Source organism: Zongyangia acetica (assembly GCF_038739695.1).
GTDB classification, from domain to species: Bacteria; Bacillota; Clostridia; order Oscillospirales; family Ruminococcaceae; genus Zongyangia; species Zongyangia gallinarum.
On sequence record NZ_JBBEWN010000005.1, the window covers coordinates 168,610 to 191,930 of the forward strand.

Genomic DNA, 23,321 nt, shown 5'->3' on the forward strand with positions numbered 1-23,321 from the left:
GAAACCAAAAATAAAAAACCGGCAGGATTTAAATCCTGCCGGTTTTTTTATTCGTTTTCTGTGGTTTCGTGGGAGTTCTCCTGCCGGTGCTCTTCCGGCAGCTTCATGTTGGGATAGATCTCCTCCATCCGCTCATCGGGAAAGTGGGTGTTGAGGAAGGTGGTCACCACGTTACTTTGGGATTCCACCTCTAGCTGCCGGTTAGACCACTGCTTGACCGCCGCCGCAGAGATGATAATATCCACCGCCATAAGCACAATGAGTACGTTGGTCAGCGGCACGCCAACCTTCTTCGGTATTTTTTCAATCATACGGCTAATCCAGGGAAGGGTATGCCGGATAAAGACAAAGCCCAAAATACCCCAATAAACCGCATACTTTAAATTGGTCCTTCCCGCTAGGTTAAAGGGGGAATTGCTGTATTCCCAAGAAAGGGTACCAAAAACATTCTCCTGAAAAAAAGAACAGAAAAACTCAAAAAACGCCCCGCTGATCGCGCTGATGGTAAAAATCAGAATGCCACTGGCCTTGCGCAGCCAGCACATCAACAAGGTGAAAAGAACGGCGCCAAAGCCGTATACAGGGCTAAATGGTCCGTAAACCAAGCCCTGGCGGCTTTCAAAATACCCCATTTTGATATAGCACCAAAGCATTTCCACCACATAGCCGACAACACAGCCAATGAGGAAAATCCAAAACAATTTATAGAAGTGAAGGCCCGCGGCAAAAGGCCTATCCTCTTGCAAGAGGGCCCTTTCCGCCGGTTCCTGTTTTTTCTCTTGTTTTTCCATAATCCCCTCTACAACTCCCCATCCATCTAGTTTCTATTCGAAGTTCTTCTGGAACGTGCCTCATTATATCATACTCCCAGCCGAAAAAAAATTAAGTTTTTTCTACGATTTTCGAATGTATTCGAAAAACTTTGAAAATATGAATAGAAAACTAGCCTCGGCATACCTCTTTGGCCATAATAAAAGGGCGGGGTGTTGAATCGTCCCCGCCCTTTTATGTAAAGGATTACTAAAGACTATTCTTCTTCCTCGTTGGCCTTTGCTTCCTCGATAACCGCAGCTTCCAGCTGATTTGGCAGCTGCTCATACCGGGCAAAGGTCAGGCTAAAGCTTCCTCTTCCCTGTGTCATGGAGCGAAGCACTGTGGTGAAATCGAACATCTCGGACATGGGGACCTCTGCCTCCACTTCCTGCATGCCGTCGCCCAGCGGGTTCATGCCCAGTACACGGCCCCGGCGCTTATTGAGTTCGCCGATGATATCGCCGGTATTGGTATCCGGCACCTGGGCCTTCAGTGTGCCAATAGGCTCCAGAATGACAGGGCTTGCCTGAGGAATACCTGCTTTATAGGCCAGGGTAGCCGCCATCTTAAAGGCCATTTCGGAGGAATCTACCGGGTGATAGGAACCGTCTAACAAGGTAGCTTTCAGCCCTACCATGGGATATCCAGCCAAAGTACCCTTCTTGATGCAGTCCCGCAGCCCCTTTTCTACTGCCGGGAAGAAGCCCTTAGGTACAGATCCACCAAATACCTTTTCTTCAAAGAGAAGATCATCGCCATCATACGGCTCAAATCCGATCCAGACATGGCCGTACTGTCCATGACCACCGGTCTGTTTCTTGTGTTTGCCTTCCACCTTGACCTTCTTGCGGATGGTCTCCCGGTAAGCAACCCGAGGACGTGTCAAGCTGGCATCCACGCCAAACTTGGATTTCAGCTTGGAAATGATAACATCCAGATGCTGCTCTCCTAAGCCGGTGAGCACCTGCTGATGGGTTTCGTTGTTCTGCTCAAAGGCAATGGTCATATCTTCCTCCATCAGCCTTGCAATGCCTTGGGCAATCTTGCCCTCATCTCCCTTAGCCTTTGCTTTGATGGCCATGGATAAGGTAGGCGCCGGGAAATTGGTTTTTTCAAAGGAAACCACCCGTTTGGGATCACAGAGGGTATCCCCTGTCTTGGTCTCGCTCAGTTTGGTCACTGCGCCGATGTCGCCGGCGCCGATATACTTGACTTCCTCCTGTTTTTTGCCGCGGACGCAGAGCATCTTGCCCAGGCGTTCCGGTTGTCCGGTACGGGCATTGACAGGAGCCACCTCGGGAGATAGTTTGCCCGAAACAACTTTAAAATAAGACAGTTTGCCCACGAAGGGGTCTGCCACTGTTTTAAACACATAGGCCGCCAAAGGAGCGTTTTCGTCGCATTCAATTTCCACAGGCTCCTCGTTTGCATCCACTGCGATCTCCCCAGCCTTGTCTTTGGCGGAGGGCAGCAGTTTCGCCATGCCGTCAAGCATTAAATCGATGCCCTCCAGGGTCAGGCTGGAACCGCAGTAAACCGGCGCGATGGTGCCAGATTTGATACCGTTGGCAATGCCCCGATGCATCTCCTCTGGGGTAAATTGTTCGCCGGAAAAATATTTATCGAAAAGGGCCTCATCCGTCTCGGCAACCGCCTCAGAAATAGCCGCAACCAAGCCTTCCAGCCGATGTCCAATTTCCGGCATGGGGATTTCTTTTGCCTTTCCGTTTTCATATTCATATGCCTTCATGTCCACCAGGTCCACATAGCACAGAACCTTTTGGTTGCGCACATAGGGAACTACCAGCGGGCAAACGGCAGGTCCAAAACTCGCCTTGAGCTCCTCCAGCACCTTATAAAAATCGGCGCTTTCCCGATCCAGTTTTCCCACAAAGAACATGGCGGATTTGCCCTGTTCCACAGCCAGCTTGTAGGCTTTTTCAGAGCCAACCGCCACGCCGGATTTTCCGGAAATGGCGATGACTACGCTTTCAGCCGCCCGTACGCCTTCATAGAAACCGCCGGCAAAATCAAACAGTCCCGGAGTATCGATGATATTGATTTTATATCCATCGTGCTCAATGGGCAGAATGGAGGTGGATACGGAAGCTTTTCTCTTGATCTCCTCAGGATCAAAGTCGGAAACAGTGTTTCCATCCTCAATCTTGCCCAAGCGGTCTGTTGCACCTGCCTGATACAGCAGTGCCTCTGCCAGCGAAGTTTTTCCTGCGCTACCATGGCCTGCCAAGGCTATGTTTTTGATCCTGTCAGCAGTATACTGTTTCAATATAAGTCTCTCCTTTCCACTTTTGCTCTGTTTTACCGACAAAGCTCTCCGAAAAAAAGCTATACGTACAAGAGCGGCGAAGATTTATTGTCTAAATTCGATAAAATTACTCCGCATAATTCAGACTTATCGTGTATATTATACACAAGGTTGACCGATTAATCAATCGAAATTTTGCAAAAAAGCTGTTCTGTCCTGCCAAAAACGTTTCCACACCCTTGTGCATAATGTAGAAATTCCCGCTGTTGAGATTACTAAAACCAATTTTATGGGAATAAGGGTGTCTCAGCCCACGTATTAAAGAGGCCTCCGCAAGCGTCTTTGCGGAGGCCTCTGCACCTTATACTTTTTTGACAATGTTGAGGATGAATACAGCAATAAGCCAGAACACCTGATAAACTAGGACGGACAGTACGCTGAGTTGGGCCATGCCGCCAAAGTAGGCGAAGAATACCGAAAGGCCATAGCCGATAACCACCGCCACTGTTTGGATAATGAGCCCCATATTGATGGAACTGCGGATGGCAAACAGGGATGACAGCGTATCGGTCAACACAGAAAACTTGCCGGCAAAAGCAATGGAGGCCGGCGTCTTTGCCTTCACCTTCTGCATATCCCGTAAATCCTCCCGCAGGCGGGTGGAAAGAATGCTCACATATTCGATGCCAACACCAAAAAGGGAGGATATCTTTTGAGCCGTTATGTTCGGATCATTGGTGGTCACCAAAAGCACCATATTGCTTTCTACCAGCTCATCCACCGCATCCCGGATATGCTCTAAAGGATTATAGCTGAGGATAAACATGGCCGTCAGCTCCCCGGAATTGGAGAGATACAGGATTTCTCGGCCGTCCTTGGCATAGCGCTCCTCATAATCTTTGGAAGGGATATCCACACCGTGGTTGAGCATCAACTCCCGGTTGCCGATGAGCACCCGTTTGGAATCCACCCAGGCAGAAAGTCCCATCCCATCCTCATAGACCACAGAGTCCACCGGCTTAAGGATATCCTGTTTTCCCTCAATGACCTGCAAAAAGATGTCCGCCAATGTAGTCTCACAGGAGCACACCACGCTGGCCGCGTCCAGGATAGCTTCGTCAATGCGGCGCTGGCCAAAGGTCTTGATCCCATGGAGCATGACAGAGCCTTTGGGGAATAGGTCGCTGGCGGAAACCACTACAGCGTTGATATCAGAAAACTCCTCGATGGCCCGGTACCCCGAGACCATACCGCCCTCTTTTGAGAGCCGTTTCGCCGCTTTATAAAGAGGCAGATTCGCAATAAGCATGGCGGTAAATGGGGCACAGATGCAAAGGATAGAGCTAAAGATGGTGATGCACTCAAACACGCTCTTATCCAAGAAATAGCAGGAGATGGAAACCACCAGGGCGCCGATCAGGCTGATGGGTGCCAAAATGCGGCTGACATTGTCGGTGACATCCTCACAATAGGAATACTCCAGGAAGTTGGAGAGGAAATGGGTTTTCACCGAAACAGCGGCATCGGGCTTGGTAATCCCCATACCTCGGGTCAGCTCAAAGGCGACGTTTTCATCCTCCACCCGGGAAAGGGTGAACTTTTCCCCGTCGGCAGAGACAATATGGAAGTTGACCGCCACCCTTCGGACAATCAGCAGCTTGCCCAAGGTGTTAAAGAATAGTCCCAACAGGGCGACGATGGGATAAAGGTGTACCGTGGACGAGCCGAAACTTTCAGGGGCAATGACGGTGGCTACACATCCGATGATCACCGACAGGGTGGCCAGGGCCGTCAAACTGTCACTGTCCGCCCGCAGTTTCAGCAGGGAGATCATACCTCCCCCTACCGTTTGGTGACAGATCACAGCGCCGATCAGCACCAGGGCCAGTTGGCAGATTACGTAAATCTGCGGCGCCGTAGCCGGACTGATGGCCGCCGGTATGGGCAGGGACAAAGACTCTGCCGCTGTAAGATAGCCGCTGAAAAGGCACATCAGCCCTACCACACAGATGCGGATGAAAAGCGAGGTGTGCAGGTTGCTCAGATCATGGATGATCGACGGCTTGTCCTCTTTGGAATAATAGTCGTCGATCTCCTCCTGTGGTTCCGGATCCCGGTATTCCTCCTCCGGATCGTTCTCCGGCTCCTCATCGGAAAACAAGACGAAATCCTGGATTTTTTTCTCCCGGCTTTTCTGCACCGCCTGATGCTGCTCAATGACCTTTTCGTCGATGGTGTGGACCTTTTCTCCATCCACCACCCGGGTAAAGCCAATCTGGGCCTGTTGGTTCTGAGCCTCATCCTCTGTAAAGAAAGAGGTAAATGCCGGTTTCTCCGGGGTCTCAAAGTGAAATCCGTCCGCAGTCTCCGCCGATGATTCCCGCTTCCCTTCTGGCGACGAAACCTCCTTTTTCTCTTCCCCGGCGGTATGTATCGCTGGGGAAGCCGACTCCTGAGGGGCAGCTGGTTCCGTGTTTTCTACCTTCACATGGGCCTGTGGTTTTGGTGGCACAAACTCCTGGGAAAAACGGGAGGTAAAATCCTCCATAGCAGCTTGTCGAGGGGATTTCTCCCTCACCGGCGTTTTTTTTACATCTTCTGGTTCTTTGGGAGGCTGATGTAAAGGCTCCGGCCCTTCTTGAGGAACGGGTTCCTCTTTGGCGGACTCGAAAGCCTCCCCGTCAAAATGAAACGCCTCTTCCTCCGTCATCTTTTCTGCCGGTCTTGTGGGCGTCGCCACCGCTTCCCGCTCTCGTTTTCTTTTGACCTCATTGAGGATATCGTCTACGCTGTATTTTTTGTCCATTTTATTCCCTTTCACTTCCCATCACAACTTCATCGCCGCTTATTTCGCCGGAATATGCCGGCGCTGCCGCGTCACCTCGTACATCAAAATTCCTGCCGCCACCGATGCGTTGAGGGAAGAAATCTTCCCACACATAGGAAGGCTGACAATAAAATCGCATTTTTCCTTGATCAAGCGGCTGATGCCGAAACCTTCCGCACCGATGACCAATCCCACGCCGCCGGTATAGTCCTGGCTGCACCAGTTCTCGCCGTCCATATCGGCGCCATAAATCCACAGGCCCCGCTGCTTCATCTCGTCGATGGCAGAGGCCAGGTTGGATACCCGGGCCACCGGCAGATACTCACAGGCGCCGGCCGCCGTTTTGTACACCGTGGAGGTCAGCCCCACGCTGCGCCGTTTCGGGATCACGATCCCGTGGGCACCGCAGGCCTCCGCCGTCCGGATGATGGCGCCCAAGTTATGGGGATCCTCCAGCTCGTCGGCAATGAGGAGGAAAGGCGCTTCCCCCTGGGCCTGGGCCCTTGCAAAAATATCGTCCAAGGTGGCATAATCATGGGCAGCTACAAAAGCTACCACCCCTTGGTGGTTAACCCCGGGACAGAGCTTATCCAGCTTCTGGGCGCTGGTCTCCCGAATCGGGATGCCTGCCTGTCTTGCCATAGCAGCAATCTTTCCGATACTGCCTTTGCCCTCGCCTGCCAATATATCTATTTTGTCAATCGTCCTCCCTGACCGAAGGGCCTCCAAAACTGCGTTCCTTCCGGCCACTATGTCAGGATGCTGTCTCTGTTTTTTCTCTGCTGTTTCCATTATGTCCTCCCACCGCCTGCATACCGCCGAAAACGGCGGGACAGTTTCATTTTCCGCCCCTACAGGCCGGGTTTAGGCCAGCCTCTGCCCTGCTTGGGTAAAACTGTCCATATGGGGATATTATACCATAGGTTGCCTCAAATAAAAACCGAAAATTCCCCATATTCTCCCCTTTGTTGCAAAAAATACATGTCTACAGCAGAAGCAGGGTCAATAGAATTCCGGCTATAACCAGAATCATCGCGGCGAGGAGGAGCAGTTTTTTCCGGGAAAACCGGCGCGCCTTTGGAAGGACCGGCAATGTACAGGCCATGGCTGCTGGCGCCTCTTTTTTCACCAAATCGATGTATTTTGCCGCTTTTTGGGCTAAATGGGCTTCACTTTCCCGAGACGCGCTGTCCTTTAAGATAAAAATCACCCGCTCAAAACATTCATTTTCTGGGTTGACCACCTCAACCACCTTTTTGTTGACTCCTTTGAGCATTTCTACCACCCTCTCCCCGGACCTACCGGATAAAATCTACCTCTATTTTGCTCCAGTTCTTTCCTGCCTATGCAGTTTCCCATTCAGGATTTTATCATCCTCTGTGCCCCTCTTTTTATCCTTCTTCCCACAATCCACAAAAAACAGTGGAAAACCATGTGGAAAATGTGGAAAAGCTAGGTAAGCGACTGAAAAGATGCTGGTATTTTCAAAAAAATCCCCTTGTGGAACTTGTGGAAAGCGGATGGTGGAAAGAAAATTTACATCGCATTTTCATTCCCAACATCTTCTTTCGACATTCCTGTCATTCCCTATCCAAATGGGGCAATTGCTGGAAGGGACATGGTGATCCTGTCGTTTTCATGCTATAATTGAAAAATCAACATCGAAAGAAAAAGAAAGGGATCGAATTCATGCCCCTATGTTTGGCCGAACCTGTTGTAAAAATCCATTGTCCTGATTTTGACCTCGCTCAAACCCTAGACTGCGGTCAATGCTTCCGTTGGGAGATGCTAGAAGATGGCAGTTTCTCCGGCATTGCCTTTGGAAAATATTGCCGGGTTTCGCAAGAGGGCGACACTATATCCTTTTTTGACATCACACCAGAGGACTTCAATGCCTTATGGCGGTCCTACTTCGACCTAGATCGTGACTATGGCGCTTTAAAAGAGCGGCTCTCCCAGAACCCCATTTTGGCCGAAGCCGCCCGCTTTGCACCCGGTATCCGCATTCTTCACCAGGATCACTGGGAAGCCCTGTGCTCCTTTATCCTCAGCCAGAACAACAACATTAAGCGGATCAAAGGATTGGTCCGCCGGCTATGCGAGCAATTTGGAGAACCGGTTGAAGGGGGATACGCCTTTCCCAGCGCCCATCGGCTGGCGGAGCTTTCCCCCGATGACCTTGGGCCGGTGCGGTGCGGATTTCGCGCTAAATACCTGGTGGATGCGGCCCGGAAGGTGGCCAGCGGACAGATTAACCTTACCCAGGTGGAAACCATGGATGTGGAAACGGCCCGGGAAACACTGATGCAGATTCATGGTGTGGGGCCCAAAGTGGCTGAATGCGCGCTGCTTTACGGTTTTGGCCGGATGGAGTGCTGCCCCATGGACGTTTGGATGAAAAAATGCGTCACCACCCTGTATCCCCAGGGGCTGCCTGCCTGTACCCAGGGCATCGAGGGCATCGCTCAGCAGTATCTGTTCCACTACAGCCGCTGCCACCCCCAGCTCTTCGGTCAAAAATAAACTTTAAGCAGAAGTGACAGATAAATTCCTGACATTTTTATGTCAAAAGTCTAAATAAAGCTACGATTTTCCTTGGTTCTTTTCCTAAACTATGGTATAATAAAATTACATCAACATGTAGGAGAGTGATTCCAATGGCATTAGTAAATACAAGGGAAATGTTCAAGAAAGCCTACGACGGCGGTTACGCAATCGGCGCATTCAATGTCAACAACATGGAAATCGTCCAGGGCATTACCGAAGCCTGTCAGGAGCTAAACGCTCCGGTTATCCTTCAGGTTTCCGCTGGTGCCCGTAAATATGCCAACCACACCTATCTGGTCAAATTGGTAGAGGCCGCAGTGCAGGAAAACCCCAACATCCCCATCGCCCTGCACCTGGATCATGGCTCTTCCTTTGAGCTGTGCAAAGACTGCATCGACGGCGGTTTTACCTCCGTTATGATCGACGGTTCTCACCTTCCCTTTGAGGAGAACGTTGAGTTGGCACACAAGGTAGCAGAATATGCCCATAAATATAACGTTACTGTAGAGGCGGAGCTCGGCCGTCTGGCTGGCATCGAGGATGCAGTTAACGTTAGCGCAGAAGATGCTTCTTATACAAATCCCGCAGAGGTTCAGGCTTTTGTTGAGCAGACTGGCGTTGATTCCCTGGCTATTGCTATCGGGACAAGCCATGGTGCCTACAAATTTAAACCCGGCCAGAAACCTCAGCTGCGCTTTGATATTCTCGAAGAGGTCGGCAAACGTCTGCCCGGCTTCCCCATTGTTCTGCACGGTGCTTCCTCCGTCATTCCTGAATTTGTCGAAATGATCAACAAATACGGCGGCCAGATGCCCGACGCCATCGGTATCCCCGAGGATATGCTCCGCCAGGCCGCAACCATGGCGGTATGCAAAATCAACGTGGACTCCGACCTGCGTCTGGCAATGACCGGCACCATCCGCAAATACTTCGCTGAGAATCCCAGCCACTTTGACCCGCGTCAGTACCTGGCCCCGGCCCGTACCGCTATCAAAGATATGGTAGCCCACAAGATTAATACTGTACTGGGCTGCGCTGGCAAAGCGTAAGAATATTTCCTGATCCAATAAAACCGGCGGACAATCGTCCGCCGGTTTTTCTTATTGTCTTTTCCAGATACAGAAAGAAGGCTGCTTGAGGGCAGCCTTCTTTCTGTATAGAGGGGATGGGAAGGGATCATGAACTTGGCGTTCATGGGGAACTATACGATAAATAAGAGGATCGCAAAAATCATCTAGGAAACCCGGGAAATTCTAGCGGCAATGACGGTAATATCGTCATCATGTCCATCAGGCTGCCGCTTTTGGGCCTGGGTAATCAGCCTCTGGGTCAGCTCCTCCGCATCCTTTTTTCCATAAGTTTCAATTTCCGCCTGAATCCACTCTTCGTCAGGAGCCAGGCATCCGTCGGAGACCATGACCACCAGGTCGTTGTCTCCCAAAGTCATACTCTTCTTCTCAAAACCGACGCCCATGAGTATCCCCGCCGGCAGGGAGGAGCTTTCTATCCTGACCACCTTATTTCCGTGCCGCACAAAGGTGGGGGCGGCCCCTGCCTTCATAAATTGGGCAATGCCGGTAAATAGGTCGATGGAAACAATGTCCAGAGTGGCCAGAGATTCTTCTCCGGATTTGATGAGCAGGGAGGAATTGACCATCTTGAGCGCCGCGTCGTAGTCAACGCCTGCCTTCAGAAGTTCAGAGATCAGCCTTGCCGCCATAGCGCCGTCCACCGCAGCCCGCTTCCCGCTGCCCATGCCGTCGCTGATGATCAGATTGGCCCGGCCCTTGCTGTCCACAAAGCAGTCATAGGCGTCCCCGCAGAGCTTAGCCCCTCCCGCGTTGTGCTGGGCGATGGACCATCTGGCCACAAAGTTGGGGCTTTCCATAAAGGTGAGCTTGATCATGTCATCGGCGTTCTGGATAATCGGATAGTCAAACTCCCGCTCACAGATTTCCGACAGATCCATGGTCAGATTCTTTTTTGAAATCCTATGCCGCTGCCGGTCCCGGATGGTCACCTCCGCCGTCACTCGGGAAAAGCGGTCCTCATAGCAATTGACATAGAGCGGCTCCAGTTCATTTTTCTTCATGACCTCTGTCACATTTTTGACCATCTCCCCATCAATGCTGCGGATATCCGCCATCTCCGCCGACATGGCGTCCAGCATCATGGAGATGCCCTCAAACTGGTCGGTGACCACCCCGCGGATCTGGGTCACCTTTCTGCCCATGGCTGCCTCGGTCAGATAGTGGCTGTAGTTATGATTAATTTCCTCCAAAAGCTCCTCCAGCTTACAGCAGCGTTTGACCAGATGCTCTGGCACATCCTCCTTGGAAACACTGCCCTGTTCCTTGAGCCCTGCTACCATGTTGTTAAAGGCATCGATGGTGTTGGTATAATTGGTTTCATAGCAGAAAGCGTTCATCCCGCACCGGGCGCAGACCTTATCCGCCGCCCGATTGTAGACGGTGCTGATGTCGCTGGCGCTCAGTTTGGTCAGCTTGTCCGACACCGCCCGGGTCGTCTTGGCAATATCCGTCATGGCAGTGGAAGCAAAGTGCAGCCTGCCTGCCACAATATTTTTAATGTCCAGCAGCCGGTTAGGATCCACATGGGGCTGGGCAAGCTCCCGGACCGAGGTAAAAACAGACGCCGGAAGGAACATAAAAACAACCGTGGCGCCAAAGACCTCATAAAGGGTGGAATAGACATCCAGGCCTGCGCCGGAGACCAAGGCACTGACCGCGTTGACCACAATGAAGATGCCGCAGGAGGCCACCCTCCCAAAGGAGGAAAAGACCCCCGCCAGAAGGCCGCCTAAACCATAGGACATGACCAGATGTCCGTACTGCTGACTAATGAGCCCCATGGCAACACCGGTAGAGATACCAGTAACCGCTCCGCCGGGCCCACCCAGAGAAAAGGCGGCAATCAGGGTCACCAGGACGCATATCATCCGACCGATGGAAAATCCGCCAATCTGCATAGATCCCAGAGCCATGAGCAGGATCCCCAGGGAGATGATGAGGCAGGGCGCGCTGGCACTGTAAAATTCCCCCAGGCTCTTGGTGGTATCCATCAATTCCAGGGCCTTGGCGAGGAAATAGGTGCTGCCGGCAGCCAGAGCTCCTTCGGCGAAGGCCATGATGACAGAGAAAATCTCGATCTGGGGCATGGCCAGGATGTTGGTGGCAAACAGAGCGGCAAAAGCTACCGCACAGGAAAACGCCACGTTGCGGCGCAAGGGCCGAATCTTATTGAGGGTCCAGCGGACGCCGATGACAATGAGTACTGCCACCACATATTTCATGCTGGAATCGCTGGTGATTGGTACCAAGTAACCGATGAGGGTTCCCGCAAAAGCTGCGATGGCGTAATCATAGCTCATGGCGGCGGCAAATGCCACCCCAAAAGGAGCGATGGATTCAATCATCACCGCATTGGCAAAAATATATCCCAGCAGCGCCGTCAGCAGAAACAGGAAAACCATCCGATGTTCCCGTAGAAAATCAGAAATCTTCTCTGAAATTCCCGAAGCGGTAGCTGGCATGTTCTTCATCTGTTCTCCCTCCCTTTCTGGAATAAATGTGAAATCAAAAGCATAGGATGATTATTTGGAAATTATTTCCTTTTGATGTAATTATAGCCTGTCCCAGCGGAAAACCTTGTCACAATCCCACCGATTTTTTTGTCTGTTTGACGGTGATCGCCCTAAAAGGCGGGAAAATTTTGTCTTTTCGATCAAGAAGGGACGCTATGAAAATCAAATTGTGAAAGATTCCCTTTTCACCAGTTCTGGATTGTGATAAAATAAATGTAATAATATTCTGTTAAATTATCAGAAAGGATGACCCCTATGAATTATACATTTTCCGATAAAATGGAGGCGCTGCAGCCTTCTGCCATCCGGGAAATTTTGAAAGCTACGGCTGACCCCAATATCATCTCCTTTGCCGCTGGCAATCCGGCGCCTGAGGCCTTCCCCTGTGAGGCGGTAGAAAAAATTACCGCTGAAATTATGGGACAAAATCCCATCGGCGCCCTTCAGTATTCCATCTCCGAAGGGTATCCTCCCCTGCGGGACATGATGAAGGAAATGTGCCGCAGCCGGTACGGCGTCATGGGGGAAGACGACGATCTCATCATCGTTTCCGGCGCCCAACAGGGCATCGATCTGGTCTGCAAATGCCTTTGCAACGAAGGGGATACCATCATTGTGGAAAACCCCAGCTTTGTAGGAGCACTCAATACCCTTCGCTCCTATAACGCCAACCTGGTGGGCGTTGCGATGGACCAAGACGGTATCAACATCGAAAAACTGGAAGAGGCGCTGAAGGCAAATTCCAATACCAAGCTCATGTATCTCATCCCCAACTTCCAGAATCCCTCCGGCATTACCATGAGCTATGAGAAGAGAAAGGCCGTCTATGCTCTGGCCAAAAAATACGGCGTCATCATCTTAGAAGACAATCCCTATGGCGAACTGCGTTTCCGCGGCGAGGATGTCCCCTCCATCAAAACCTTGGATGAGGATGGGCTGGTCGTCTACTGCGGCAGTTTCTCCAAGGTCCTCTCCCCCGGCCTGCGGGTGGGATACTTGGTCGCCAATAAAAATCTTATGGGCAAGATTGTGGTGGCCAAACAGTGCACCGACGTACATACGACCATCCTTAGCCAGATGATCTGTGAGCGGTTCTTGGCGGAGTATGATTTTGATCAGCACATTGCGAATCTGCGGGAGATTTACCGTAAAAAATGCGGACTGATGATCTCTGAAATGGACAAGCATTTCAGCCCCAATGTGGCCCATACCAACCCGGAGGGAGGACTTTTCCTCTGGTGCACCCTGCCTCGGGGCAGCGATATGCTCGGCTTCTGCCAGAAGGCTGTAGAAAACGGCGTGGCCATGGTGCCGGGTAATGCCTTTATGGCACAGGCCACCGATCCGACCACCTCTTTCCGCATGAATTTCTCCACTCCCACCGATGAGAAGATCATTGAGGGCTGTGAGATTTTAGGCCGGCTGACCAAAGAAATGTTCTAAAGGAGCTTTTTGCTATGAGCGAAACTGTCAAACAACCGGAAAGCGGTACTCCCGCCCGCAAAAAAGTAATCTTTTCCGGCATTCAGCCCACCGGCATCATGACCCTGGGCAATTACCTGGGTGCCATCAAAAACTGGGTTACCCTGCAGGAGGATTACAACTGCATCTATTCCATTGTCAATATGCATGCCATCACCGTCCGTCAGGATCCTCAGAAGCTGCGGCAAAATACCCTGGAGGCCTATGCGCTCATCCTAGCCTGTGGCATCGATCCGGAAAAGTCTATCACCTTTATCCAGAGCCATGTAAAAACCCACGCAGAACTCACCTGGGTTCTTAACTGTTTTACCCAGTTCGGTGAGCTTTCCCGGATGACCCAGTTTAAGGACAAATCCGCCCGGTATGCCGATAACATCAACGCCGGACTCTTTGATTATCCTGTGCTGATGGCCGCCGACATCCTGCTTTACAAGGCGGATTTGGTGCCGGTGGGAATCGATCAAAAACAGCATCTGGAACTTTGCCGGGATGTGGCGCAGCGCTTTAACGGGGTCTATGGCAACGTATTCACCATTCCCGACGCCTATATTCCCAAGGCGGGGGCCAAAATCATGTCCCTGGCCGACCCCACCAAAAAGATGTCCAAATCCGACGCCAATCCCAACGCCTTTATTTCTATTCTGGATCGGCCCGAAACCATTGTGAAAAAGTTCAAACGGGCGGTGACCGACTCCGAAATGGAGGTAGCCTACCGGGAGGGCAAAGACGGCATCAACAATCTGATGACCATTTACAGTGTGGTCACCGGAAAGACGTTGGAAGAAATTCAAAACGAGTTTTCCGGCAAGGGTTATGGGGACTTTAAGGTTGCCGTTGGCGAAGCGGTAGCCGAACACCTCCGCCCTGTCCGGGAGCGTTTTGACGCGCTGATGAAGGACAAAGCCTATCTAGAAGACTGCTACCAGAAGGGGGCCCAGCAGGCTCTGGCCATCTCCCAGCGGGTACTGGACAAGGTCTATAAAAAGGTCGGATTCATCAAATAAACAAATAAAAGAGCACCGGGCCATGGCCCGGTGCTCTTTTTATCCCTATCGAAGGATCAGCTGGACGGTGAGAGCGCTCATAAAAAATCCGGTCACGTCTCCTACCAAAGAGCTTGCCAGGGTATGGCGGGTGCGCTGTACCTTGGTGACTCCGTAATAGACAGCAATGGTGTAAAAGGTGGTTTCGGTAGAGCCCTGCATGACGCTGGCTACCTGGCCGATGAGGCTGTCCGGCCCATAGCTTTTGAGGATATCCTGAAACACAGCCAGCGCCCCTGATCCAGAAATAGGCCGGACGATGGCCAGCGGCACCACCTCCGGTGGAATGTGGACCATCTGGGCCAAGGGCCTTATAGCGGCGGTCAGCATATCCAGGGCTCCGGAGGCTTTAAACATACCGATGGCAGTCATCAGACCGATCAGCGCCGGCAACACCGATGTCGCCGTTCCAAAGCCTTCCTTTGCCCCTGAAATAAAAACATCAAAAACCGGGACGCCCTTGATGAGGGCGTAAACCACAATGAAAACAATGATGGCCGGTATGATGTAATCCGTCATACTCCTTCCCCCTAAGCCGCTGGTTTCAGCCTGCTTCTTTTTTCCTTTTTCTCCTTTTTACCGCCTCCGGTCAGCATGCCGAAGATCCGGCTTGCAAAAAGGGCTGCCGCAATGGAGCACAAGGAGGTAACCCATACGGCCGGCAGAATATCCAAGGGGGCTTGAGAGCCCATCTCCAGGCGCAGAGCGGCAATGGTGGTGGGAATCAGCTGGAGAGAAGCCGTGTTGAGGACCACAAATGTCACCATATGGTTGCTGGCCACTCCAGGCTGGGGAGAAATTTTTTCCAGTTCCCTCATCGCTGTCAGCCCTAAAGGGGTGGCGGCGTTCCCAAGGCCCAGCAGATTGGCTGCCATATTCATGCAGATGGCCTTAGCTGCTTTGGATTTTTGATCCAATCCTTTAAAGATACGCTTGTTGAGAGGCGAAAAGAGCCGTGCCAGTCCGTCGGTAATCCGGCATTGGTCCGCCACCTTCATAAGTCCGCTCCAGAGGCACATGGTTCCCAGGAGGGTAATGACCAGCTGTACCGCCTCCGAGCAGGAGCTGATTGCTGCCTGGGATACCTGGGGCATCCGCCCCGTCAAGGCCCCAAATAAAAATGACAGCCCTACCAGGATACAAAAGATCCAGCTCATCATAGTAATCCCCCCAAAATGTGGTTTTTTAGATAATTTCTGTCTATCTTTTACAAAAATAGCCGGTCAATATTTTGCATTCAGACAGGGTTCCATTGATAAAAAATGAATTTTTTCAAAAAAATCGTTGTAATTATTTGACAAATTTACAAAAATCCGCTATATTTAAGGGGCAGGCAAATGCAAAAACATCAGAATCGGTGTAAGAAACGTCAAAAGGAGGAAAAAACTATGAAATCAACCGGAATCGTGCGGAAGGTTGACGAATTAGGTCGTATTGTTCTGCCTATTGAATTGCGCAGAACCCTGGATATTAACGAGAGAGATGCACTTGAAATTTATGTGGATACCAACCAGATTATTCTGAAAAAATACGAACCCGCTTGCATTTTCTGCAACAACGCAAGCGATGTCGTCTCTTTCAAAGGGAAAAATATCTGCAAAAATTGTTTGGAAGAACTGAAAAAATAGGCTTTGCAGGAAAATTCCCCTAGGATGTGAAGTCTATGCTCATCCTCAATGTAAATGCAAAAAGGCAGCCGAAAACGGCTGCCTTCATTTTTTATCCCTATTCATTTTCTTCATCGAAGTCATGGACATCCACTACCGGCGCCTCTGTATAAATCGGCGCCTCATATGCCTTGGTGGCCTCCATCTCTCGGTTGCGCCCCAACTGGATCAGATATCTGGAATAAAGGGCCATAGAACAACTTAGATATGGAACCACATACAGCAGGGGAACAAGAATAATACACAGCAAATACCAAGGCAGGAAAGACACAAAAAATGCAAACAGCTCCAGCCGATGCCCTCGAGTGTAATGGCGGGAGGCACGGATGGCGGCGCTAATTTTTACATCGGGACTTTCCACATAGAGGAACAAGGCCAATAGGTATTTTGTGGATAAAATTAACAGAAAGATGATTCCTAGTACAAGAAGGACAAGACCAGAAAACATGCCCGTGACGGCAAGTGCTTTGCCCATATCGTTTGTAACCCGTCCCAAAGTGCGCAATCCCCACCAGAAGACCAGCGCACCAGGCCCGGTTAACAATACCGTCCAACATAAGACGCGCACTGTCAAATTCAGATGAAGCCAGAGGGTCTTAAAATATATTTTTGCTGTGGAGAACATGGAGAAAATGGTAGAGATCTCCTCACTTTCTCCCTCTGTCAACCGATAATACCACTGGATCATTCCTGTGGTCAGGGGCGCCAGCACCAAAAAAGAAAGTACCAGCATCGCTACCGATAGAAGCATCTGCGTTGTATTCAGATGCTCCGGAGGAAGCCCCTCTAAAGCAAACATCTGCTGGAAACTCTGCAAGCCCAGTGCAACGGAAATCACCGACTCCAACAGGGCAAACAGTACCCACACCGCCAGAAATACCAGCATGATGCAGATGGCTTTTCCCCAGTTATTACACAGCGCCGTTTTTGCGTCTGTTTTGATTTTTCTTCTCAGCATAGTCCTCATCATCCCATGGTCTTGACCTATGGGTCCCCTTTCCTAGCGTCATTCCTTTGCTTAGTATTCCACGCCTTTGCGGGCCGTAATCCCCTTTTGGTAGGGATGGCGGATGCATTTGATCTCAGAAATATAGTCACAGAGCTCTTCCACTTCTTGGGAAGGGTTCCGCCCAGTAAGGACCACCTCGGTAGCAGGGGCCTTTTCACGTAAAAGGGCTTGGAGCCAATCATCCTCCAACATGCCACAGCCTACGGCGTCCAAAATCTCATCAAGGACCACCAAGCCGTAAGTGCCATCGCAGGCCGCCTCCTTTACGCGGGCGAAACACTCCTGCACCCCTTTTTGACAGTGAGCCAGTTCCTCCGGCGTCATCTGCCAGGTAAACTTTCCCACCTTGGGGGTATGGCCGGTTTCTATGCCCAGCCGGCGCAGGGAAGCTATCTCGCTGCTATCTCCGCTTTTTAAAAACTGAAAGAACAGGACTTTCTTCCCGGCTCCCGCCATTCGGACCGCAAGGCCTACCGCTGCGGTGGTCTTTCCTTTTCCATCCCCGATATAGAGATGAACCAGACCCTCCGGCACTTCTTTCTTCAGATCTGGCATCGTCACTTCTCCTCCAATGTGATAAACTGGTCAAAAGCCCCAACATTGGAGCCAATTCTCTCCCCTTTGGGTACTACGTCAAACACCTCAAAGCAGCGGTCCCGCATCCACATTTGAGGGGTCATTACAATAGTAAAACCGCGGCCATTGTCAACTGCGTAGTCCATGGCCTCCCTCTTGGGAACCCCCGCTCCTGCGAGCAGGCTGGAGATCACGCCTCCATGGGTCACCACGGCAACGGAGGTCAGCTTGTTTTTCATCATATCCTCAAACACGTCGCTTAGCCCCAAAACGATCCGGCGAAGGAAACCCTCTCCGTTTTCCCCACCGGGCAATGTGGTCTTTAATCCGCTGGTCAGCCACTTTTTAAAGTTCTCGTCGTCTTTGAGATCCGCCAGTGTTTTTCCCTCAAATTCGCCGAAATCGTATTCCATAAACCCTTCTACAACCTGGGTCCAATGATCGGGATAGAGGATCTCCGCCGTCTGACGGCACCGGAGAAGTGGACTTGTATATACCTTCTGCACTTTCGGATACGCATAGGTTTCCTTGAGGGACCGCAGCTCATCCATCCCCTCTGTACAAAGGGGAGTATTGGTCCTGCCGATGTAACGGCCGTCCTTATTGGCCTGGGTAAGACCATGGCGGATAAAATGGATCTTGTAAGTTATCATAATTTTCTCTCCCTGGACTTATTTATTCTTACAAAACGACATTTTCCTTGCAAAAACGTCTTTACAAAAGGTATCTCCTGTAATATAATTTACTACATGTATTGATGGTGTTGAGGGGGGATTTAGGTGAATGCCGACTTTCCGCGAATATTGACGCTTCTTCGCAAAGAACGGGGAATCAGCCAGAAAATGGCCGCTGGTGATCTGGGAATTTCCCAGGCGCTTTTGTCCCACTATGAGAAGGGCATCCGGGAATGCGGACTGGATTTTGTCATCCGGTGCGCTGATTATTATCATGTCTCCTGCGACTATCTGCTGGGCCGCTCCCCTGACCGCAACGGCGCCACCCTCTCGGTAGAGGATATTCCTGATCCCGACGCGCTGGGGAAGGAAAATCAGATCAAAGGAAGCATTCTACCTACTCTCAATAAAAAACTGCTGTCCAATTCTCTCAACATCCTCTTTGACATGGTATCCCTGACCAAAAATAAAACTGTGGTCAGTGAGGTGTCTTCTTATCTGATGCTTGCGGTTTATAAGATGTTCCGCTCTCTTTACAGCGCCAATCCGAGAAACCAGGCAGGGCTTTTTACCGTACCCAAATCCATGGCGCGGGATATTACCGACGCGGCCATGAAATCTTGCGAAGCAAGGCTCCAGGCTAGCATTGACAACGAGAATGTCCCTGATGTGGCGCCGCTGGAAAATATTGAAGCTCTATCCCTTACCACTGAGGAAATTTCACGGCGTTATCCTATGTTTGCGTCATCTCTGCTCAACCTGATTCAAAATTCAGAATCCAAGATTCAGGGCGGAAAGAAATAGCCTCCTGTTTATTCTACCATCTTCTTCCGGGAAAATAAAGTTTTCCCGTCCCATTTAACGTTTTGGTCACAAATCTTTGATAAAAAAGTCCCCGCTTGAAGCGGGGACTTTTTTGATTGATGTTAAACTTTCAGACGCCGGCCAACCTGCATTAGTCGTTGATACCCAGCACCCGTTTATAAACTTTGATATACTCTCCGGCAGAGCGTGCCCAGCTAAAGTCGCATTTCATGGCATTCACCACAGCGTCTTTCCACTTGTCATGGTAGTGGTAAAGCCCAACCGCCCGCTGAATCGCGCCCAGCATATCATGGGCATTATAGGTCTTAAAGGTGTAGCCGTTGCCACCTTCCCCACCTAGGTCTTTGATGGAATCCTTCAGGCCTCCGGTCTCCCGGACAATGGGGATGGTGCCGTAACGAAGGGCGATCATCTGCGCCAGACCGCAGGGCTCGCTCTTAGAGGGCATAAGGAACATATCCGCTCCCGCATAAATCTTTCGGGCCAGAGAAGGAATGAAGCCAACCTTTACTCCCACCTGCTGGGGATGGCGGGCCTGCATTTCATTAAAGAAATTCTCAAAGATATAGTCGCCAGAGCCCAGGATGATAAACTGCACCCCAATACGGAGCATATCTTCAAAGATATATTTGACCAGATCCAACCCTTTGTGGGCTACCATCCGGCCGACCATGCCGATGACCGGGATCTCTTCCTTGTATTCCAGGCCAAAGCTTTCTACCAAATCCTTTTTGTCCACTTTTTTCTTGCTCACCGTCTTGACGGAGTAGTTTTGGACAATGTTGGGATCCGTCTCAGGATTATAAACATCCCCATCAATGCCATTGAGGATACCGGTCAGCTTGTAGTTGTACCGGCGGAGCAGCTCATCCAAACCATGGGAAAACCAGGGATCGGTAATCTCCCAGGCGTAGGTGGGGCTGACGGTGGTGACCATATCGCTTTGCTCAATGGCACCCTTCATCATATTGGAGCAGCCCTCCAACTCCACCATGCTGCCCGCGTATTTGGGAATTCCCATGACATCCTCCACAATCTCCATGCCATACCGGCCCTGGTACTGGATGTTGTGGATGGTAAAGACGGTACGGATGTTTTGGAATTTGGGATTATGCCGGAAATAAAGGTTGAGATACACCGGTGTCAATGCCGTCTGCCAGTCATTGCAGTGGATAATCTCCGGCGCAAAGTCGATGTAGTTGAGCATCTCCAAAATGGCCTTGGCGAAGAAGGAAAAACGCTCCGCATCGTCATAAAAACCGTAGATTCCCTTTCTCTTAAAGTAGTACTCATTGTCCAGGAAGTAATAGGTGACACCGTCTACCTGGGCCTCAAAGACGCCGCAGTACTGCCGCCTCCAGGCGAGGGGAACTGTGAAGTTGGTAATATACTTCATTTTTTCTTTCAGCTCACTGCGGATATCTCCATACAGCGGCATGACAATCCGGCAGTCCTGGCCGTCCTTATACAGCGCCTTGGGCAAAGAACCCGCTACATCTGCCAGACCTCCCGACGCCATGAATGGGAATGCTTCACTTGCTGCAAACAATATTTTCATTTTCCGCGCCCCTCTCACGATGATACAGCGACGGGTAAACCGCATCATTGCGGTTTACCCTGCTAGCTCTGTCTTATACAATGCTTCCCTTGGAAATAAAGATGGGATAGGTGCTAAAGCCCATTAGCATCCGGCTGTCGCTGACTGTAACGTCCTTGTCGATAATTACATAGTCCAGGTTTGCCTTCTCTCCAATGGTGGTACCCTGCATGACAATGGAGTTTTTCACCTTGGCATCCTTTCCAATCTGGACGCCACGGAAAATAATCGAATTCTCCACCTCTCCATCGATAACGCAACCGTCGGCCACCAAGGAGTTGGAAACTTTGGCGCTAAGGCCATAGGTGGTGGGCACCTCATCCCGGACCTTAGTATAAATGGGGCGGTCTTTAAGGAACAGGGAATTTCTCAGGTCCTCATCGAACATGGCCATATTGGCCTCATAGTAGCTCTTCATGCAGTTGATCTTCCGAGCTTCCTCCTTCACTTCATACCCCTGGAACCAGAGCTTGCCCACACTGGCCTGTAAAAAGTCCTTGCGGAAACTGTAGAGGTTACGGCTGGAAGTCTCTGTAATCACCTTCTCCAAAAGGTCTTTGGAGATGATGTACATATTCAGGTTGATATTACACTCTCCAGAGGTCTGGGGATTGATAAATACATCGGTTACCCGTCCGGTATCGTCGATTTCAAATACAGTGGACTCCTGTACCGTCTCCGGCATATTCAGCCCCTTCTTATACAGGATTGTCACATCCGCCCCTGTATCCACATGCTGGTCAACAGCCTTTTTCAGATCGATGTTGGCGATGACGTCACAGTCCGCCAGGACAAAATATTTGGCCTGGGAATGACGTATGTAACCGAGAATTCCGTGAAGGGCTTCCAGTTTGCCCCGATAGATACCCGAGCCTGCATGTCCAAAGGGGGGCAGGATACAAAGGCCGCCCTTTTTGCGGGCCAGATCCCATTCTCTGCCGGAGCCCAGATGATCCATGAGGGATTGGTAGTTGCTTTTAGTCACCACGCCGATGTCGGAAATACCGGAATTGACCATGTTGGACAGGATAAAGTCAATCAGCCGGTATCTGCCGCCGATGGGAATAGAACCCATGGTCCTTTTTTCTGTCAGTTCACTGAGGGCGTGATCGTGCATATTGGAAAAGATTATACCGTGTACTCTGTTGTCCCTCATCGCTTACACCTCCAAAATATCCCGTTCAACCATCGCTTTGGGGCCAACCTGCACGCCAGCGCCAATTCTTACTCCAGCGCCGATGACCGCTACACCCCAAGCGTCCTTGTCTTCCGTTTCTTCTGGCCGTCTGCCTACATGGGCGCCTTCTCCGACGACACAGTCTTCCGCTACAATAGCGTATTCCACCACTGCGCCCGCCTTAATCACAGATCCTGGCATGACGATGCTGTCCCGAACGACAGCGCCCTGCTCTACCGTGACACCGGCAAAGAGGACGGAAAAGTCCACCGTTCCCTCAATCTTGCAGCCTTCGGTCACCATGGAATCCTGTACGACCGCGCCTTTGGCTATGTAATGGGGAGGCATGATGGGGTTTCTTGCATAGATTCTCCAGCTGGGATCCCGCAGATCCAGAGGAACATTGGGATCGAGCAGGTCCATATTGGCTTCCCACAGGCTATCAATGGTTCCTACATCCTTCCAGTACCCGTCAAAGGGCCAAGCGAACATCCGTTGGCCATCCGCCAGCATCTTGGGCAGAATGTTTTTCCCGAAGTCCTTGGAGGAATTGGGATCCTGTTCATCCTCCTCCAGATATTTTTTCATCTTGGACCAGGTGAAGATGTAAATACCCATGGACGCCAAATTGCTCTTTGGCACCGGTGGTTTTTCCTCAAATTCGTAGATGCTCATATCCTCATTGCAGTTCATGATGCCGAAGCGGGATGCCTCTTCTATGGGGACCTCCAGTACTGCAATGGTGCAGTCAGCATTGTTTTGCTTGTGGTAAGCGAGCATCTTGGAATAATCCATCTTGTAAATATGGTCGCCGGAGAGAACAACCACATACTCCGGATCATACCGCTCAATAAAGGGAATATTCTGATAGATAGCATTCGCTGTTCCCGTATACCAGTCGGAGCCTTTGCTCTTCTGGTACGGGGGCAGCACATAGACGCCGCCGTTGATCCGGTCCAGGTCCCAGGGCTGTCCATTTCCGATGTACTCATTCAGGACCAAGGGCTGATACTGGGTCAGTACGCCAACTGTATCAATTCCTGAATTGACACAGTTGGACAGCGGGAAATCAATAATCCGATATTTTCCACCGTAAGGTACGGCAGGCTTGGCCAGGTTTCTGGTCAGCGCATAGAGCCGGCTGCCCTGTCCGCCCGCCAAAAGCATTGCGATCATTTCCTTTTTGCGAAACATATGATGGCCTCCAATCTTTC

20 protein-coding genes are annotated in these 23,321 nt (G+C 50.9%); 6 read left to right on the forward strand and 14 right to left on the reverse strand.

The genetic code is table 11. The features are described 5' to 3' along the window. Window positions 1–47: 47 nt before the first annotated feature. The 5 genes from WGC32_RS06480 to WGC32_RS06500 form a co-directional block, all read right to left on the reverse strand. Complete coding sequence (locus WGC32_RS06480) at window positions 48–791, reverse strand: putative ABC transporter permease (RefSeq protein ID WP_342681094.1); 744 nt, start codon at window positions 789–791, stop codon at window positions 48–50. Window positions 792–1,027: 236 nt separating this feature from the next. Beyond that, a complete protein-coding gene (locus WGC32_RS06485; protein WP_191482830.1) occupies window positions 1,028–3,100 on the reverse strand; it encodes an elongation factor G in 2,073 nt (690 codons plus the stop codon). Window positions 3,101–3,440: 340 nt separating this feature from the next. Next, the gene (locus tag WGC32_RS06490) at window positions 3,441–5,885 is read right to left on the reverse strand and encodes a hypothetical protein (protein ID WP_342681095.1); all 2,445 of its coding nucleotides are present in this window, start codon (window positions 5,883–5,885) and stop codon (window positions 3,441–3,443) included. A gap of 39 nt (window positions 5,886–5,924) precedes the next feature. Further along, entirely contained in the window at window positions 5,925–6,698 is a 774-nt protein-coding gene (gene rlmB / locus WGC32_RS06495; protein WP_191482832.1) for a 23S rRNA (guanosine(2251)-2'-O)-methyltransferase RlmB, read from the reverse strand. Between the two features lie 193 nt (window positions 6,699–6,891). Next, window positions 6,892–7,182: a hypothetical protein gene (locus WGC32_RS06500; protein WP_342681096.1), complete on the reverse strand. Its 291-nt coding sequence runs from the start codon at window positions 7,180–7,182 to the stop codon at window positions 6,892–6,894. 413 nt (window positions 7,183–7,595) lie between these two features. Between WGC32_RS06500 and WGC32_RS06505 the strand changes: the two genes are divergently transcribed. Next, window positions 7,596–8,429 (forward strand): DNA-3-methyladenine glycosylase 2 family protein, encoded by an 834-nt coding sequence (locus tag WGC32_RS06505; RefSeq protein WP_191482834.1) that lies wholly within the window; start codon window positions 7,596–7,598, stop codon window positions 8,427–8,429. A 134-nt stretch (window positions 8,430–8,563) separates the two neighbouring features. Next, the gene (gene fba, locus WGC32_RS06510; RefSeq protein ID WP_191482835.1) at window positions 8,564–9,502 is read left to right on the forward strand and encodes a class II fructose-1,6-bisphosphate aldolase; all 939 of its coding nucleotides are present in this window, start codon (window positions 8,564–8,566) and stop codon (window positions 9,500–9,502) included. A 185-nt stretch (window positions 9,503–9,687) separates the two neighbouring features. Here fba and WGC32_RS06515 read toward each other — a convergent pair whose 3' ends face one another. Continuing rightward, entirely contained in the window at window positions 9,688–12,015 is a 2,328-nt protein-coding gene (locus WGC32_RS06515) for a SpoIIE family protein phosphatase (RefSeq protein WP_342681097.1), read from the reverse strand. A 297-nt stretch (window positions 12,016–12,312) separates the two neighbouring features. Between WGC32_RS06515 and WGC32_RS06520 the strand changes: the two genes are divergently transcribed. Next, on the forward strand, window positions 12,313–13,500 hold the full coding sequence (locus WGC32_RS06520; RefSeq protein ID WP_342681098.1) for an aminotransferase-like domain-containing protein: 1,188 nt from the start codon (window positions 12,313–12,315) through the stop codon (window positions 13,498–13,500). 14 nt (window positions 13,501–13,514) lie between these two features. Then, a complete protein-coding gene (gene trpS / locus WGC32_RS06525) occupies window positions 13,515–14,543 on the forward strand; it encodes a tryptophan--tRNA ligase (RefSeq protein WP_342681099.1) in 1,029 nt (342 codons plus the stop codon). A gap of 45 nt (window positions 14,544–14,588) precedes the next feature. Here the strand turns inward: trpS and WGC32_RS06530 are convergent, their stop codons facing one another. After that, on the reverse strand, window positions 14,589–15,101 hold the full coding sequence (locus WGC32_RS06530; protein WP_342681100.1) for a spore maturation protein: 513 nt from the start codon (window positions 15,099–15,101) through the stop codon (window positions 14,589–14,591). 11 nt (window positions 15,102–15,112) lie between these two features. After that, window positions 15,113–15,742, reverse strand: coding sequence for a nucleoside recognition domain-containing protein (locus WGC32_RS06535; RefSeq protein WP_342681101.1), 630 nt, complete (start codon window positions 15,740–15,742; stop codon window positions 15,113–15,115). Between the two features lie 228 nt (window positions 15,743–15,970). On the opposite strand from WGC32_RS06535, the gene WGC32_RS06540 reads away from it, so the two are divergent. Next, window positions 15,971–16,210, forward strand: a complete 240-nt coding sequence (locus WGC32_RS06540) for an AbrB/MazE/SpoVT family DNA-binding domain-containing protein (RefSeq protein WP_191482841.1) — start codon at window positions 15,971–15,973, stop codon at window positions 16,208–16,210. Window positions 16,211–16,307: 97 nt separating this feature from the next. On the opposite strand, the gene WGC32_RS06545 is transcribed toward WGC32_RS06540, so the two are convergent. Genes WGC32_RS06545 through WGC32_RS06555 form a run of 3 tightly spaced genes read right to left on the reverse strand, consistent with a single transcriptional unit; the run spans window position 16,308 to window position 18,487 of the window. Next, complete coding sequence (locus WGC32_RS06545) at window positions 16,308–17,207, reverse strand: DUF975 family protein (protein ID WP_342681102.1); 900 nt, start codon at window positions 17,205–17,207, stop codon at window positions 16,308–16,310. Window positions 17,208–17,267: 60 nt separating this feature from the next. Then, entirely contained in the window at window positions 17,268–17,813 is a 546-nt protein-coding gene (locus WGC32_RS06550; RefSeq protein WP_342681103.1) for a cob(I)yrinic acid a,c-diamide adenosyltransferase, read from the reverse strand. A 2-nt stretch (window positions 17,814–17,815) separates the two neighbouring features. After that, window positions 17,816–18,487: a histidine phosphatase family protein gene (locus WGC32_RS06555; RefSeq protein WP_342681104.1), complete on the reverse strand. Its 672-nt coding sequence runs from the start codon at window positions 18,485–18,487 to the stop codon at window positions 17,816–17,818. Window positions 18,488–18,613: 126 nt separating this feature from the next. Here WGC32_RS06555 and WGC32_RS06560 point away from each other — a divergent pair, with 126 nt between their 5' ends. Then, entirely contained in the window at window positions 18,614–19,312 is a 699-nt protein-coding gene (locus WGC32_RS06560; protein ID WP_342681105.1) for a helix-turn-helix domain-containing protein, read from the forward strand. A gap of 151 nt (window positions 19,313–19,463) precedes the next feature. Here WGC32_RS06560 and glgA read toward each other — a convergent pair whose 3' ends face one another. From glgA to WGC32_RS06575, 3 genes are all read right to left on the reverse strand, one after another. Then, window positions 19,464–20,891 (reverse strand): glycogen synthase GlgA, encoded by a 1,428-nt coding sequence (glgA, locus tag WGC32_RS06565; protein ID WP_342681106.1) that lies wholly within the window; start codon window positions 20,889–20,891, stop codon window positions 19,464–19,466. 73 nt (window positions 20,892–20,964) lie between these two features. Next, on the reverse strand, window positions 20,965–22,086 hold the full coding sequence (gene glgD, locus WGC32_RS06570; RefSeq protein ID WP_342681107.1) for a glucose-1-phosphate adenylyltransferase subunit GlgD: 1,122 nt from the start codon (window positions 22,084–22,086) through the stop codon (window positions 20,965–20,967). Window positions 22,087–22,089: 3 nt separating this feature from the next. After that, on the reverse strand, window positions 22,090–23,301 hold the full coding sequence (locus tag WGC32_RS06575; protein WP_342681108.1) for a glucose-1-phosphate adenylyltransferase: 1,212 nt from the start codon (window positions 23,299–23,301) through the stop codon (window positions 22,090–22,092). Window positions 23,302–23,321 lie beyond the last annotated feature (20 nt).

Coding starts and splice junctions, on each gene's coding strand:
- WGC32_RS06480 (WP_342681094.1), bottom strand. CDS start 791: ATGGAAAAACAAGAGAAAAAACAGGAACCGGCGGAAAGGGCCCTCTTG.
- WGC32_RS06490 (WP_342681095.1), bottom strand. CDS start 5,885: ATGGACAAAAAATACAGCGTAGACGATATCCTCAATGAGGTCAAAAGA.
- rlmB (WP_191482832.1), bottom strand. CDS start 6,698: ATGGAAACAGCAGAGAAAAAACAGAGACAGCATCCTGACATAGTGGCC.
- WGC32_RS06500 (WP_342681096.1), bottom strand. CDS start 7,182: ATGCTCAAAGGAGTCAACAAAAAGGTGGTTGAGGTGGTCAACCCAGAA.
- WGC32_RS06505 (WP_191482834.1), top strand. CDS start 7,596: ATGCCCCTATGTTTGGCCGAACCTGTTGTAAAAATCCATTGTCCTGAT.
- fba (WP_191482835.1), top strand. CDS start 8,564: ATGGCATTAGTAAATACAAGGGAAATGTTCAAGAAAGCCTACGACGGC.
- WGC32_RS06515 (WP_342681097.1), bottom strand. CDS start 12,015: ATGAAGAACATGCCAGCTACCGCTTCGGGAATTTCAGAGAAGATTTCT.
- WGC32_RS06520 (WP_342681098.1), top strand. CDS start 12,313: ATGAATTATACATTTTCCGATAAAATGGAGGCGCTGCAGCCTTCTGCC.
- trpS (WP_342681099.1), top strand. CDS start 13,515: ATGAGCGAAACTGTCAAACAACCGGAAAGCGGTACTCCCGCCCGCAAA.
- WGC32_RS06530 (WP_342681100.1), bottom strand. CDS start 15,101: ATGACGGATTACATCATACCGGCCATCATTGTTTTCATTGTGGTTTAC.
- WGC32_RS06535 (WP_342681101.1), bottom strand. CDS start 15,742: ATGATGAGCTGGATCTTTTGTATCCTGGTAGGGCTGTCATTTTTATTT.
- WGC32_RS06540 (WP_191482841.1), top strand. CDS start 15,971: ATGAAATCAACCGGAATCGTGCGGAAGGTTGACGAATTAGGTCGTATT.
- WGC32_RS06545 (WP_342681102.1), bottom strand. CDS start 17,207: ATGCTGAGAAGAAAAATCAAAACAGACGCAAAAACGGCGCTGTGTAAT.
- WGC32_RS06550 (WP_342681103.1), bottom strand. CDS start 17,813: ATGCCAGATCTGAAGAAAGAAGTGCCGGAGGGTCTGGTTCATCTCTAT.
- WGC32_RS06555 (WP_342681104.1), bottom strand. CDS start 18,487: ATGATAACTTACAAGATCCATTTTATCCGCCATGGTCTTACCCAGGCC.
- glgA (WP_342681106.1), bottom strand. CDS start 20,891: ATGAAAATATTGTTTGCAGCAAGTGAAGCATTCCCATTCATGGCGTCG.
- glgD (WP_342681107.1), bottom strand. CDS start 22,086: ATGAGGGACAACAGAGTACACGGTATAATCTTTTCCAATATGCACGAT.
- WGC32_RS06575 (WP_342681108.1), bottom strand. CDS start 23,301: ATGTTTCGCAAAAAGGAAATGATCGCAATGCTTTTGGCGGGCGGACAG.